Genomic DNA, 14168 nt, shown 5'->3' on the forward strand with positions numbered 1-14168 from the left:
GGGACGCCGATGGGACGCCCCCGCCTGTGCTCTCGCGTTGATCAGTCCGTCGCCTACCAGATGCGCGAACGGTTCTCCGGCGGCAGGTAGAACTTGTCGCCCGGCTTGACGCCGAAGGCGGCGTACCAGGCGTCGACATTGCGGGTCGGGCCGATGACCCGGAAGTTCGACGGCGAGTGCGGGTCCGAGGCCATCTGCTGCTTCAGGGAGTCGTCGCGCGACTTGTCCTGCCACGATTGGGCAAAGGCCAGGAAGAAGCGCTGGTCGCCGGTCATGCCGTCGATCACCGGGGCGGGCTTGCCCTTCAGCGCGGCGTGGTAGGCGTCATAGGCCACCTGCAGACCGGCCAGGTCGGCGATGTTCTCGCCCATGGTCAGGGCCGGATTGATTTTCATGCCCGGCACCGGCTCGTAGGTCCCGTATTGGCCGCCCAGCACGGCGGCCTGGGCCTCGAAGCGCTTGGCGTCCTCGGCGGTCCACCAGTCGCGCAGCTTGCCGGTGTCGTCGATCTTGCGGCCCTGGTCGTCGAAGCCGTGGCTGATCTCGTGGCCGATCACCGCGCCGATCGCGCCGTAGTTCACCGCCAGGTCGGCGGCCGGGTCGAAATAGGGCGCCTGCAGGATGCCGGCCGGGAACACGATCTTGTTCTCCAGGCCGCCGTTGTAGGCGTTCACGGTCTGCGGGGTCATACCCCACTTGCCATGGTCGACCGGCTTGCCCAGGTCGTTCAGCTGGTAGGCCCACTCGAAGGCGCCGCTGCGGCGGACGTTGCCGTAGAGGTCGCCGGCGTCGATCTTCAGGCCCGAATAGTCGCGCCACTTGTCGGGATAGCCGACCATCACCGACATCTTCGACAGCTTGGTCAGGGCCGCCTGCTTGGTGGCCGGGGCCATCCACGGGGCCTTGTTGATGCGCTCGGCCATGGCGACCTTCAGATTGGCGATCAGCTCGACCATCTGGGCCTTGGATGACGGCGGAAAGTACTTGGCGACATAGGCCTGGCCGACCAGCTCGCCCAGGCTGCCGTCGACCAGGGTGACGCCGCGCTTCCAGCGGGGACGCAGCTGGGTCTGGCCGCTCAGCACCTTCACGAACTCGAAGCGACTGTCGACGAAGCGCTTGGAGAGATAGGGCGACATCTCCTGCACGCCCTGCACCGCGCGCCAGGCCTTCAGGGTCTCCAGCGGCGTATCGGCGAACAGCTTGGCGATGTCGCGGACGGCGGTCTTCTCGCCCAGCACCACCTGGCTGCGCCCGGTGATCCCGGCGGCGGCCAGGTAGTCCGTCCACGGAATCTCGGGGGCGTAGGCCTGCAGCTCGGCCAGGCTGACGGGATTGTAGATCTTGTCGATGTCGCGGCGGTCGGCCACGGGCCAGCTGACCTTGGCGATGGCGGTCTCGAAGGCGACGACGTCGGCGGCCGACTTGGCCGGATCGGCGTAGCCGGCCATCTTCAGCGCCCGCTCGGCGAAGGCCTTGTAGGCGTCCAGCTGCGGCTTGAAGTCGGCGGTCAGATAGTAGTCGCGATCGGGCAAACCGAGGCCGGACTGGCCGATATAGAGGGTGTTGAGCTCGGGGTTCTTGGCGTCCGGATAGATGTCCAGCGAGAACAGGTCGGGGCCGAATCCCCCGTGGGCCTGGCCCAGGGTCTTGGCCAGTTCGGCCTTGGACGAGACGGCGGCGATGGCGGCCAGGTCGGCTTTCAGCGGCGCGTCATCGATCTGCTCGACCTTGGCCTCGTCGAAGAAGCTCTTGTACAGGCCGCCGATGGGCGTCGAGGCGTCGGCGGTCTCGATCAGGGTGCGTAGCTGGTCCTGCGAGCGGTTGAAGACGTCGTATCCGACGCCGGCCGAGGCCTGGTCGGCGGGGATGGTCGTCTTCTTCTCCCAGGCGCCGTTGGCGAACTTGTTGAAGTCGTCGCCGGGTTTGACGGTCTTGTCGCCGGCCGTCAGGTCGACGCCCCAGGCGCCGTACATCGGCTTGTCGGCGGCGAAGGCCGCGCCCGAGATCGCGGCGACCGAAACGGCGGCCAGCAGGAAGATGCGCATGTGTTGGATCCCAAACCCCTCAGAAGGCGGGGATGCTGCCCCAAGCGCGGGCCGGGCGCAGATGAATTTCCCGTAATGTGAGATGAGGCCGCCGTCGCGACCACCGGTTGGGCGACTACGACTTCGAGAGGTATTCTCATGCCCGGGTTTTGGTGGTCTGATCACCATCAATAAGTGGTCAGGCAAGCTGGCGCGTGGCGGAGGAAACGATGAACGATCTTGCGAGCCGTCGTACATTCATGATGGCGGCCGGTGTGGGCGGCGCGGCCTTGGCCGGCGGCGGGGCGATGGCCCAAACAGCCACCACCGAGGTCGCCGCGCCGGGGCCGGCCCTAACGCCCAAGCACAAGATCAAGTTCGCGGTGATCGGCCTCGACCACTACCACATCATGAGCATGACGGCGGCCGTGAAGCGGGGCGGCGGCGAGTGCGCCTGGGTCTATGCCTATGGCGATGACGCCAAGCAGCTGGCCGACTTCAAGGCTCAGCACGGCGACGTGCCGGTGGCCGCCAGCATCGACCAGATCCTGAACGACAAGTCGATCCAGCTGGTCGCCGCCGCGCCCATCCCCGACCAGCGCACGCCGCTGGGCCTGAAGGTGATGGCCGCCGGCAAGGACTACCTGGCCGACAAGCCGGGCATCATCACCCTGGAGCAGCTGGCTCAGGTCCGCGCGGCGGTGAAGAAGACCGGCCGCAAATACGCGATCATGTACTCCGAACGGCTGGAAGTGCCGTCGGCGATCAAGGCTGGCGAGTTGGTCAATGCCGGCGCGATCGGCAAGGTGGTGCAGACGGTGAACCTGGCGCCGCACCGCATCGGCACGGGACGTCCGGACTGGTTCTGGGACAAGGCCCGTTACGGCGGCATCCTGACCGACATCGGCTCGCACCAGGCCGACCAGTTCCTGTTTTACACCGGCAGCAAGACCGCCAAGGTCGTGGCCAGCCAGGCGGGCAACTTCGCCAACCCCGACCATCCCAATTTCGAGGACTTCGGCGACATGACCTGCGTCGGCGATGGCGGCACGGGCTATGTGCGGGTCGACTGGTACACGCCCGACGGCTTGGGCGTCTGGGGCGACGGGCGGCTCTTCATCCTCGGGACCGAGGGCTATATCGAGCTGCGCAAATATATCGACCCCACGGGCCGCCCCGGCGGCAATCACCTGCTGATCGTCGACAGGAAGCAGGCTCGCCACATCGACTGCAGTCAGGTCCAGATGCCCTTCGGGCCGCAGTTCGTCACCGACATCGTCGAGCGCACTTCCGTCGCCCAGGACCAGGACCAGGCCCTGTTGGCCGCCGAGCTGGTGTTGACGGCGCAGAAGACCGCGACCCGTCCGGTGCTGGGCTAGGAGGGAACGATGAGCAAGCTCACCCGTCGTGGGATTTTGGCCGCCGGCATCGCCTTCCCGACCATCGTACCGGCCACGGTCCTCGGCCAGAGCGCGCCGTCGAACCGCATCAATATCGGCGTCATCGGCGTCGGTCGCATCGCGCGCGGCCACGACATGGTCGAGACGTTCAAGTACGACCACGCCCAGATCCTGGCGGTCTGCGACGTCGACTCCAAGCGCCTGGCCCTGGGCAAGCAGCTGGTCGACGAGACCTATACGAAGAAGTTCGGCCGCTCCTGGGACAGCGCCCGGATTTATGGCGACTATCACGAGTTGCTGGCCGCCAAGGACCTGGACGCGGTGATCATCGCCACGCCCGACCACCAGCACGCCATCCTGGCCGTCCACGCGGTCAGGGCCGGCAAGGACGTCTATCTGCAGAAGCCGGCCTCGCTGACCATCGCCGAGGGCCGGACCATGGCCGACGCCGTCGCCGCCACCGGCCGCATCCTGCAGATCGGCTCGCAGCAGCGCTCGGACAGGCCGTGGCCGCAGTTCCGCCGCGCCTGCGAACTGGTCCGCAACGGCCGCATCGGCCAGCTCAAGCATGTCGAGGTCGGCCTGCCGGGCGATCCCTCGGGTCACCAGGCGCCGGAGCAGCCGATCCCGGCCAATCTGAACTACGACGCCTGGCTGGGCTCGACGCCGGAGGCCTACTACACCGAGATGCGGGTGCATCCGCAGGGCTCCTTCGACCGTCCGGGCTGGCTGCGTTGCGAGCAGTTCGGCGCGGGCATGATCACCGGCTGGGGCGCGCACCATGTCGACACCGCCCACTGGGGCATGGATATGGAGCACTCGGGTCCGGTCGAGATCTGGGGCTCGGCCGAGTTTCCCAAGAGCGGCCTGTGGAACGTCCACGGCAAGTTCCTGACCCATGCCCGCTACGCCAACGGCGTGACCATGGACATCTCGGGCGACTTCCCCAACGGGGTGAAGTTCATCGGGACCGAGGGCTGGATCTTCGTCGCCCGCGACGCCGCCGTGACGTCCAGCGATCCCAGCTTCGGCGGCAAGCCGACTCCAGCCCTGGCCGCCAGCAACCCCAAGATCCTGGACAGCGTGATTGGGCCGAACGAGATCCACCTGCGCAAGTCCGAGGAGCAGCACGGCGACTGGCTGGACTCGATCCGGACGCGCAAGTCGCCGTCGGCCCCGGCCGAGGTCGGCCACCGCGCCTGCACCACCTGTCTGCTGCATCATGCGGCCATGAAGACCGGCCGGCGGCTGCGCTGGGACCCCAAGGCCGAGCGCTTCATCGGCGACGATGAGGCCAACGCGATGATCAGCCGTCCGCAGCGCAAGCCGTACACGTTCTAGGAGCCTGGCGATGATCACCAGACGAGACCTCGCCATCGCCGCCGGGGCGGTGGCGCTGACCTTGGCCGGCGTCGCCGTCGCCCAGGCGCCCAAGCCGGCGTTGCTGGGCCCGTCGGTCTGGCGCTGGGACGAGATCAAGTCCCACGACACCGACGTCGGCGCCTACGCCCAGATCGTCCGCGCGCCGACGGCGACGCTGGAGGAGTTGGAGATGCACGTCACGACGTTGAAGCCGGGACTGAGTTCGCACGCACCGCATACGCATCCGAACGAGGAGCTGGTGATCATCCGCGAAGGCGAGGTCGAGGTGCTGTCGGGCGGGGTCTGGAAGAAGGTCGGCCCGGGCGGGGTGGTGTTCAACGCCAGCAACAGCCCGCATGCGTTGCGGAATGTGGGGACCACGGATGCGGTCTATCACGTGATCAATTTCAAGACGGAGAAGTCGCACTAGAAATCCCTCTCTCTAAGAGAGAGGGTTTTTGAGAGCGGCCCAAGCCTGCGCCTTATGCTCGAACGTCCGCGCCGCATGCGCTGGAGAAGACGAGGGTAGGGCGATCGTCGGGATCCGCCCGCCGATCAGCCGCTCGCCCAGCTTGGCCGCCGTACCGCCATTGAAGGCGACAACCCGAAGCGCCGGCAGCGTCTCCACCAGCGCCAGCAGGTCATTCGCCGCCGGATCGCGGATCGCCGCATCCAGGCTGCCGGGGCGCTCGGCCTCGGCGATGACGTCCCACAGGCCGACGCCGTGGGCGAGCAGCGCCGTCAAGCGCGCCTCGTAGTTCAGCGCCACGAGCGCCACGCCCAGCACGCCTTCCATCAGCCGCCAGAAGGCGTTCCTCGGATTGCCATAGTACTGCTGGACGGCCAGCGAGGCCTCGCCCGGCAGGCTGCCCAGGATCAGGACGCGTGTGTTCGCGTCGACGACCGGAGGGAAGCCCGCCTTGCGGGTCATGGGCGAATTAGGCCTGTTCCCCGAAGACGCGCTTGAAGATCACGTCGACGTTCTTGGTGTGGTAGCCGTAGTCGAACAGCTCCTCGAGCACGCTGTCGGACAGCGCCTTCGAGACCACCGGATCGGCCTTCAGGAAGTCGATGAACCGGCCTTCGCCGCGCCAGACCTTCATGGCGTTGCCCTGGACCGCCGCATAGGCGTCCTCGCGGCTGACGCCTTCCTGGGTCAGGGCCAGCATGACGCGCTGCGAGAAAACGAGGCCTCCCAGCTTGTCCAGGTTCTTGGCCATGTTGTCGGGATAGATGTTGAAGCGCTCGATGACGCCGGCCAGGCGGCGCAGCGCGAAGTCGAGGTGGATGGTGGCGTCGGGGCCGATGCCGCGCTCGACCGACGAGTGGCTGATATCGCGCTCGTGCCAGAGGGCGACGTTCTCCATCGCCGGGACCACGGCCGAACGGACCAGGCGGGCCAGGCCCGTCAGGTTCTCGGTCAGGATCGGGTTGCGCTTGTGCGGCATGGCCGACGAGCCCTTCTGGCCCGGATCGAACGGCTCCTCGGCTTCCAGGACCTCGGTGCGTTGCAGGTGGCGAATCTCGGTGGCCAGGCGCTCGACCGACGAGGCCACGACGCCCAGGGCCGCGAAATAGGCGGCGTGGCGGTCGCGCGGGATCACCTGGGTCGAGACCGGCTCGACGGCCAGGCCCATCTTGTCGGCCACGTGCTGTTCGACGCGCGGGTCGACATTGGCGAAGGTGCCGACGGCGCCCGAGATCGCGCAGGTGGCGATCTCGAACTTGGCCATCGCCAGGCGCTCCTTGGCGCGCTGGAACTCGGCGTAGTAGCCGGCCAGCTTCAAGCCGAAGGTGATCGGTTCGGCGTGGATGCCGTGGCTGCGGCCGACGCAGACGGTCATCTTGTGTTCCATGGCCCGGCGCTTCAGCGCCTTCAGGACCAGGTCGACGTCTTCCAGCAGGAGGTCGGTGGCGCGCGACAGCTGCACGGCGAAGCAGGTGTCCAGCACGTCGCTGCTGGTCATGCCCTGGTGCAGGAAGCGGGCTTCGGGGCCGACGATTTCCGACACGTGGGTCAGGAAGGCGATGACGTCATGCTTGGTGACGCGCTCGATCTCGTCGATGCGGTCGCTGTCCCAGACCGCGTCGCGGCCCTTTTCCCAGATCGTCTCGGCGGCGAGCTTCGGGATGGTCCCGATCTCGGCCATGGCGTCGGCGGCGTGGGCCTCGATCTCGAACCAGATCTTGTACTTGGTCTGGCTGGACCAGATGGCGGCGGCTTCGGGGCGGGCATAGCGGCTGATCATGGGGCGGCCGTTTCGGCCCGACCGCCCCGGGAGTCAAGGGAAGAGGCTTATTACTTATGCTCCAGCCCGTTCCCTCATGTGCTTGGCCAGGCCGATGGCGGCCAGGCCGTAGTGGACGCCGGCCCAGGCGTAGAAGCATAGCGAGACGATGATGCCCTGCTGGGTCGAGCGGGCCATGGCGCCGGCGCAGGCCTTGGCCAGTTCGGGCGCGGAGCCCTTGGGGGCCAAGCCGCCGGGGCAGCTGGCCCCGAAGCTCTGGGCGCCGGGATCGCCGAACGATCCGGCCAGGGCGTGCAGGATGCCGGTCGAGCCGGGGTTGTTGAAGTTGAACTGCGCCAGGTGGTCGATCAGCCAGCCGGTGAAGACCGGCCCGCCGCCCAGGGCGATCAGGTTCAGGAAGAAGAACAGCAGGGCCGTGGCGGTGGCGCGGCGGCGCGGCTCGACCGAGTTCTGGACCACGGCGAAGGTCGGGGCCAGGTAGGTGTAGTGGAAGATGCCGGGGATCAGCAGGATCAGGGCGGTGGTCTGCCAGTGGGTCTGCAGATAGGCGCTGATATAGATCGGCGTGCAAACGATCAGGCCGATGGCCGGGGTCAGGGCGTACCACTTGAAGCTCTTCTTGCCGGCCCAGTCGGTCAGGAAGCCGCCGACCAGGGTACCGATCCCGGCGGAGAACCCGCCGATCAGTCCGACGATCAGTCCCACCTGCGCCAAGCCCAGGCCGTAGGTGCGCACGAAGTAGGGCGGTACGAACGCGCCCGAGCCGTACGAGCCGAACGAGGCGATGGTCACCCCCAGAACCATGTGCAGCACCGGCCACTTGCCGAACAGGATTTTGGTCACGGCCCAGAGTTCGGAGAACTCGTTGGCCATGGAGAAGGCGGGCTTCGGCGCGGGCTCGACCACCAGGTTCTCGGCTTCCAGGGGGCGCTCGATGATCTCGGAGTGACCGCGCGGCGGTTCCTTGATCACCAGCTTGACGATCAGGGCCAGGATTACGCCGGGCAGGCCGACGATCACGAAGGCCACGCGCCAGCTGAACTCCTGGGCCAGCCAGCCGCCGGCCACTGCGCCAAACATGGTGCCCAGCGGGATGCCGAACGAGTAGATCGACAGGGCCGAGGCGCGCTTCTTGGGCTCGTAATAGTCGCTGATCAGAGAATGGCTGGGCGGCGAGCAGCCGGCCTCGCCGACCCCGACGCCGAAGCGGAACAGGGCCAGCTGGGCGAAGCTCGTCGCCGCGCCGCACAGGGCGGTGAAGCCCGACCAGATGACCAGCGACAGCGAGATGATGGTCACGCGGTTCCAGCGCTCGGCCAGGCGGGCGATCGGGATGCCCAGGATCGTGTAGAGCAGGGCGAAGTAGAGGCCGCCCAGCAAACCCAGCTGGGTGTCGGTCAGCTTGAGGTCGACCTTGATGGCCTGACCGATGGTGGCGATGATCGTCCGGTCGATAAAGTTGAAGGTGTAGGCGGCCAGCAGGAGCCCCAGCACTGTCGCCTTATAGCCATTCGAATAAAGCGGCCGATCGCCGCCGGACGCACGCGCGTCGGCCATCCTGACTCTCTCCCTTCAAACATTTGTTCTAATCTTTGAAGGGACTGTGACGGAGCGGAAGGCAAAGCGCCAGGGGCTAAATTTCGAGCCTCCGGCGCGCCCCGGAAACTAGGCGACCATCTCTTCGCGGATGCTGTTGCGGGCCGCCCAGAACAGGCCGAACGCGGCCAGGCCCAGCGTGGCCGAGGCGATCAGCGCCCAGCGCACGCCCTGGGCTTCGCCAAGACCCATGTGGCCAGACAGCACGTCGCTGAGGATGCCTACGGCCAGCGGGCCCAGACCCAGGCCGATCAGGTTGATGATCAGCAGCAGCACGGCCGAGGCCGTGGCTCGCAGGGCCGGATCGACGATGCTCTGGGCGGTGGCGTAGACCGGGCCGTACCACAGGGTTCCCAGCAGGGCGTTGATCGCCAGCAGACCGATGGCGGTCATCGGCGCGTCCAGGCTGACGGCGGTGATGTAGATCGGAATGGTGATTACCGAGGCGATCGCCGGCACGGTCACATAGGCGCGCAGATCCTTGGCCCCGAGGCGGTCGGCGAAGACCCCGCCCAGCCAGGCGCCGATCACCCCAGCCGTGCCGCCAATCAGGCCGAGGGCCAACCCCAAGAACCCCGCCGACTTCAGGCCGAAGGTCGAGGCCAGCTGAGCCAGTTCCGGTCCGTGGTTGCGGAAGAAGAACGAAGCGGTGAACGGCGCGTGGCCATAGCCGATGAAAGCCTTGATCGAGGCGGCCAGGGCCACCAGCCAGAAGGTCTTCTTGGTCGCTAGCACCGCGAGCGCGGCGGCGAAGCTGATCTGCGAACTGGCGCGGGCGGCCATCTCGGCGGCCAGTTTCTTGCGCGGCTCGACCAGGGTGAGGGCCGCGACCAGGGCGAAGAGGACGCCCGGCGCGCCGGCGACCATGAAGGCCGCGCGCCAGCCATAGGCGTCAGCGACCAGCCCGCCCATCGCCATGCCGGCCAGGGTGCCCAGCGGCGTGCCAATCGAATAGAAGGCGATGGCGCTGGCCCGCTTCTCGCGCGGCACGTAGTCGGTGATCAGCGAGTGGGCCGGCGGCGTGCAGCCAGCCTCGCCGACGCCCACGCCGATGCGGGCCAGGATCAATTGCCAGAAGTTCTGGGTGAAGCCGCACAGCACCGTGAAGGCGCTCCAGGCCGCGACGGAGGCGCCGATGATGACGGGCCGGTTCTTCGTCTCGGCGATCCGCGCGATCGGAATGCCCAGCACCGTATAGAAGACCGCGAAGGCCAGGCCCGTCATCATGCCCAGCTGCCAGTCGGCCAGACCCAGGTCGCGCTTGATCGGCTCGGCCAGGATGTTGACCACCTGCCGGTCCAGGAAGTTCAGGGTGTAGATGATCAGCAGGACCCACAGGGCGTAACGACGATAACCCGTCGAGACCGGGTTGATGACCGGCGACGGCGTGGCCGCTTCCGCCATGGGCGCTCTCCCTCGAACAGTTGTTCTAATCGTTGAGGTCACCTTAGACGCAGGCTAAGCCCGATGGCCATCCGGCATTTTCGCCGGGGATGAGGGAGAGCGCCATGGAACTCGTGATCGGCACCAAGGCTTGGTCCACCTGGTCGCTGCGTCCGTGGCTGGCCCTGAAGCGTACGGGGGCGTCGTTCAAGGAGATCGAGATCGCGCTGCGTCGAGGCGACGCCACCACGGCCGACATTGCCGCCTACTCGCCCAGCAGGCTGGCTCCGGCGCTGAAGGACGGCGACCTGGTGGTCTGGGACTCGCTCGCGATCTGCGAGTACCTGGCCGAGAAGTTCCCCGACGCCAAGCTGTGGCCTGACGATCCGGCGCTCCGGGCGCTGGGCCGGTCGGCCGCCGCCGAAATGCACTCGGGCTTCCAGTCGCTGCGCGGCGAATGCCCGATGGCGCTGGAGGAAGCGCCGCGCAAGCTGGACATCTCCGAGGCCACCCAGAAGGACGTGCGCAAGATCGTCGAGCGCTGGAACCAGTTGCTCGAGCGTTCGGGCGGCCCGTTCCTGCTGGGCGAGTGGTCGATCGTCGACGCCTTCTACACGCCGGTGGCGACGCGCTTCCGCGGCTACGAGATTCGCCTGTCGGACTACGGCGACACCGGCGCGGCCGGGGCCTATGCCGAGCGCCTGCTGGAGACGCCGGAGTTCCTGGAGTGGGAGCGCGCCGCGAAGGGCTAGTCGGCGCGCCGCCGAGCCAGCTCGGCGCGGATCAGCGTCTGGATGTCCATGCCGAAGATGGTCAGCCCGTCGATCTTGGCGTCGTCGATCGAGACGCCGCTGAGATTGACGTTGGTCAGGCGCGCGCCGCTCAGGTTGGCGTTGCCGAAGTTCGCGTTCGCCAGGTTCACGTCGTCGAAGATCGCGCCCGCCATGTCGCGGTTCTCGAAGCGCATCGGCTCGGCGGGCGTGAGCGGCTGACCGACGTCGATGCGGTTGCCATCCAGGTCCGCGAAGACGAAGGCCCGCAGGCCGTAGTCCTTGTCGGCCAGCGACTTGATGATCCGGACGCCGGCGGCGACCAGGCGGTCATGCAGGGCGTCGACATCGTCGACCAGCAGGTGGGCGATATTGGTGGTCGAGGACTTGTGGTCCCTGACCAGGCTCAGATGCAGCTCGGCCGCGTCCTTCTCCAGGATCATGAAGCCGACGGGATCGCCGTTCTGGAAGGTTTTCTCAAAGCCCAGGACGTCGCGGTAGAAGGCGCAGGACGCCTGGATGTCGCGCGTGAAGGCGGACGCGGCCAGGCGGCCGAACCTGATGTTCGAGATCGATGCGGTCATCGCTCGTGAAATCCCTGTGGAGGCGGGCAGGGGCGGCGGTGCGCTTGCCCGATGCGGAGCGGCGTCCGGCTCCGACCCTGCCACAGGGAGATGACGAGTCCTAGAGGCCCTCTCAGAGGCCTTCCGGAACCCCGTTCTTGGCCGGCGGCGGGCTGCAGCGGCCGGCGCGGGCCTGGACGACGTAGAACAGGGCGCGGCCCTGGGCGAAGGCGCTGTGCTCGGCCAGCGGGTTGGTCGGCTGGCCGGTGGTCAGGCTCAGCGCCTGCTCGCCGCTGCCGGGCGCGGCCTGGCCCAGCGAGGCCTGGTTCCACTTGCTCAGCTGGGCGGCGCAGGCGGCGACCACGGCGTCGGCCACCACCTCGGCGCCGTCCTTCGAGCCGGCCAGGCTATAGGCCCAGCGGCGCGTGCATTCCTCGACCGGCGTCGACGGGTCGGCCGCGGCGGTGGCGCCGGGATTGGCCTTGAAGTCGGCGCAGATCTTCGGGTTGACCATCGCGTCGTGGCGGTTGTCGCACGCGGCGAGACTCAGGGCGGCGAGGGCCGCGACGGCCATCACGGGTTTGCGGATCATGTTTTTGATTTCCGTCTGTTCTTAGCGGGGGCAGATCTGGACGGCGCGCGAGTTCAAGCGACCGCGGTCGTCGTAGTAGGAAATGTTGGCGTCGCGACAGACGCCGCCGACCGGAGCAGACACCTGCTGGAAGGTCCCGTTCTGGACCTGCCCGCTGGCGACCGGATTGCCCATGTGATCGTAGTAGACTTGGCGAACCGGAGCCGGTTGGGCGGCTTGATAGGAAGCGCCGCGCGAGCCGCCTTCGTAGTAGACGGTGCGGGTGCGATGGCAGCCGCTCTTGCCGATCTGGCGGCCGACCAGCGCGCCGCCGACGCCGCCGATCAGCAGGCCGCCGCCGCCCTTGGAGATCGCGTTGCCGACCAGGGCGCCCCCCAGGCCGCCGATGACGGTCCCGGTGGCCTTGCGGCTGCGGCAGGACGCGGCGTTCGCGTCGGTGGGCGCCATGACGGCGGGAAGAGCCATGGCGCCGACGGCCAGGCCAATGATGATGAGACGGGGCATGTCGATCCTCGCCAGTGAAGGTCCCTCGGCCTCCACAACGCGCCTCGCGCCCAGAAGGATGCGAAATGTCGTCTAGGCGACTTGATAGTCGGGCCGCGTCTGCGTCTCGCGCCAGTAGGCGTCCAGGCCGAGGGCCTCGGTCAGGGATGCGAACGCCGGCTGAGCGCGCAAGGCCGCCGTCGACGGGAGGAACAGGAAATGCGTGCGGCGATTGTTGGCGTGGGTGTAGACCTTCAGGCGCGCCGAGAAGCGCACATCCGCGACCTTGAACCCCTTGCCGAAATAGTAGGCTTCGCAGATCCGGACGGCAGTTTCGGGCCGACCCAGGCCGCAGGCGTACTGGATCGCGTTCTCGGCATGACCCGCGCCTTGTCCGGCGGCGGCCAGCACGTATGCGATGGCGCGATCCACGTCGGCGGGAGCGCCGCCCAGCATGGCTCCGGCGACCAACTGGGCCTGCTTGAAATTATCCTCGTCGACGTTCTCGGGCCGGCTTTCGACATTGTCGGCCTGGGCCAGGGCCTCGCGAATCCGGCCCGTGTAGAGCAGTAGGTGGAAACGGGTGAACCAGACCCCGAAGTGCGTCGGGTAGAGCGAAAAGGCCCTGGTCATGGCGCGGTCGGCCTCTTCCAGCCGACCGGCGGCCCACAAGGCCTGGACGTGACGATGGGCCATGGCGGGCGGTGGCGGATCGACGGCCGTGGCTGAGTCGGCCAGGGTCGCGGCCTCGCGCCAGCGGCCAACGCAGCCCAGGAGATCCGATAGCATTATGTCGACGAAACGGTTCTCGGGATACTTGGCCAGCAGGTCGCGAAGGGCTCGCTCGTTCCGCGCCCACTGGCCCAGGCGCGGGGTCATGAAGATCCGCGCCGCGCGGGCATAGGCCTCGCCGGGCTCCAAGGCCTCGGCGCGCCGAGCGGCTTCGTCGGCGCGGGTGGTGAGGTCGGCCTCGAATTGCGGCGCCCGGCTCTGGGATGCGGCCGCGTAGCAGAAGGCTAGCAGGCCCCAGGCCTCGGCATGGTCGGGGCGCAGCTCGACGGCGCGTTTGAGCAGGCCGATCGCCTGATCGTTGCTTTCGGCGGTGCCCTGCTGCAGGGCGGTGGCGGCCTGGGCGATCAGCGGCGCGATGTCGGGCTTGGCGGGCGCCAGCCAGCGGCGGCCCAGCAGCAGTCCGGCGCCGGGGACGGCGGCGGCCAGGACGGCGGCCCCGACCACCCAGCGGCGGTCGAAGCGGGGAGGGGGTCTTAGCGTCGCGGCCGAAGCGCCTTCGCCTGCGCCTTCGACCAGCAGCCGGTAGCCGACCTTGGTGATGGTCTCGATGCGGAAGGCGCGGGTGTCGTCGGCCAGGCGTCGCAGACGCGAGATCACACGATGGATGGCGTCCTCGCCGACGATCCGGCCCGACCAGCAGGCCGTGATCAGGTCGTCGCGGCTGACGATGGCGCCGTCCGCCCTGGCCAGGGCGACCAGCACCTGCATGACGCGCGGCTCCAGCAAGGTTTCGCGGTCGTCGGCGTCGATCACCTGGCGCAGGGACGGACGAACAAGGACGCGGCCCAGCGCCAGGTCGGGCGCGCGCGCCAGATCGATCGGCTGAATGCTCTCGCCCACGTGGTCGTCCCCGGTCCCCTCGCCAGCCCCATAGCGCGGCTTGATCGGCGTTTCATCAGGCAATCATCGGTTCGACGTCCTGTCCATCAGGCGGCCTCGCTGCGATCCCGA

At 67.9% G+C, this 14168-nt stretch carries 13 protein-coding genes; 4 read left to right on the forward strand and 9 right to left on the reverse strand.

The genetic code is table 11. From position 1 onward, the window contains the following. Positions 1 to 53: 53 nt before the first annotated feature. Complete coding sequence (locus tag K8940_RS06460) at positions 54 to 2048, reverse strand: M13 family metallopeptidase (RefSeq protein WP_223393914.1); 1995 nt, start codon at positions 2046 to 2048, stop codon at positions 54 to 56. 209 nt (positions 2049 to 2257) lie between these two features. Between K8940_RS06460 and K8940_RS06465 the strand changes: the two genes are divergently transcribed. From K8940_RS06465 to K8940_RS06475, 3 genes are read left to right on the forward strand one after another with little or no spacing between them, the layout of a single operon-like run. Further along, entirely contained in the window at positions 2258 to 3406 is a 1149-nt protein-coding gene (locus K8940_RS06465; protein WP_223393916.1) for a Gfo/Idh/MocA family protein, read from the forward strand. A gap of 9 nt (positions 3407 to 3415) precedes the next feature. Continuing rightward, a complete protein-coding gene (locus K8940_RS06470) occupies positions 3416 to 4768 on the forward strand; it encodes a Gfo/Idh/MocA family protein (protein WP_223393918.1) in 1353 nt (450 codons plus the stop codon). 10 nt (positions 4769 to 4778) lie between these two features. Beyond that, complete coding sequence (locus K8940_RS06475) at positions 4779 to 5219, forward strand: cupin domain-containing protein (protein ID WP_223393920.1); 441 nt, start codon at positions 4779 to 4781, stop codon at positions 5217 to 5219. A gap of 12 nt (positions 5220 to 5231) precedes the next feature. On the opposite strand, the gene K8940_RS06480 is transcribed toward K8940_RS06475, so the two are convergent. From K8940_RS06480 to K8940_RS06495, 4 genes are all read right to left on the reverse strand, one after another. Beyond that, positions 5232 to 5720, reverse strand: a complete 489-nt coding sequence (locus tag K8940_RS06480) for a DNA-deoxyinosine glycosylase (protein WP_223393923.1) — start codon at positions 5718 to 5720, stop codon at positions 5232 to 5234. 7 nt (positions 5721 to 5727) lie between these two features. Further along, entirely contained in the window at positions 5728 to 7038 is a 1311-nt protein-coding gene (gene purB, locus K8940_RS06485; RefSeq protein ID WP_223393925.1) for an adenylosuccinate lyase, read from the reverse strand. A gap of 54 nt (positions 7039 to 7092) precedes the next feature. Then, positions 7093 to 8595 (reverse strand): spinster family MFS transporter, encoded by a 1503-nt coding sequence (locus K8940_RS06490; RefSeq protein WP_223393927.1) that lies wholly within the window; start codon positions 8593 to 8595, stop codon positions 7093 to 7095. 108 nt (positions 8596 to 8703) lie between these two features. Continuing rightward, entirely contained in the window at positions 8704 to 10038 is a 1335-nt protein-coding gene (locus K8940_RS06495) for a spinster family MFS transporter (protein ID WP_223393929.1), read from the reverse strand. A gap of 104 nt (positions 10039 to 10142) precedes the next feature. On the opposite strand from K8940_RS06495, the gene K8940_RS06500 reads away from it, so the two are divergent. Then, the gene (locus K8940_RS06500; RefSeq protein ID WP_223393931.1) at positions 10143 to 10769 is read left to right on the forward strand and encodes a glutathione S-transferase family protein; all 627 of its coding nucleotides are present in this window, start codon (positions 10143 to 10145) and stop codon (positions 10767 to 10769) included. Here the strand turns inward: K8940_RS06500 and K8940_RS06505 are convergent. The 4 genes from K8940_RS06505 to K8940_RS06520 form a co-directional block, all read right to left on the reverse strand. Next, entirely contained in the window at positions 10766 to 11371 is a 606-nt protein-coding gene (locus tag K8940_RS06505) for a VOC family protein (protein WP_223393933.1), read from the reverse strand. The genes K8940_RS06500 and K8940_RS06505 overlap by 4 nt on opposite strands. 112 nt (positions 11372 to 11483) lie before the next feature. Next, the gene (locus K8940_RS06510; RefSeq protein WP_223393935.1) at positions 11484 to 11942 is read right to left on the reverse strand and encodes a hypothetical protein; all 459 of its coding nucleotides are present in this window, start codon (positions 11940 to 11942) and stop codon (positions 11484 to 11486) included. Between the two features lie 21 nt (positions 11943 to 11963). Next, entirely contained in the window at positions 11964 to 12446 is a 483-nt protein-coding gene (locus tag K8940_RS06515; protein ID WP_223393937.1) for a hypothetical protein, read from the reverse strand. 72 nt (positions 12447 to 12518) lie between these two features. Then, entirely contained in the window at positions 12519 to 14120 is a 1602-nt protein-coding gene (locus K8940_RS06520) for a winged helix-turn-helix domain-containing protein (RefSeq protein WP_223393939.1), read from the reverse strand. Positions 14121 to 14168: the final 48 nt, after the last annotated feature.

This window comes from Caulobacter segnis (assembly GCF_019931575.1).
In the GTDB taxonomy this organism is placed as follows: Bacteria; Pseudomonadota; Alphaproteobacteria; order Caulobacterales; family Caulobacteraceae; genus Caulobacter; species Caulobacter segnis_C.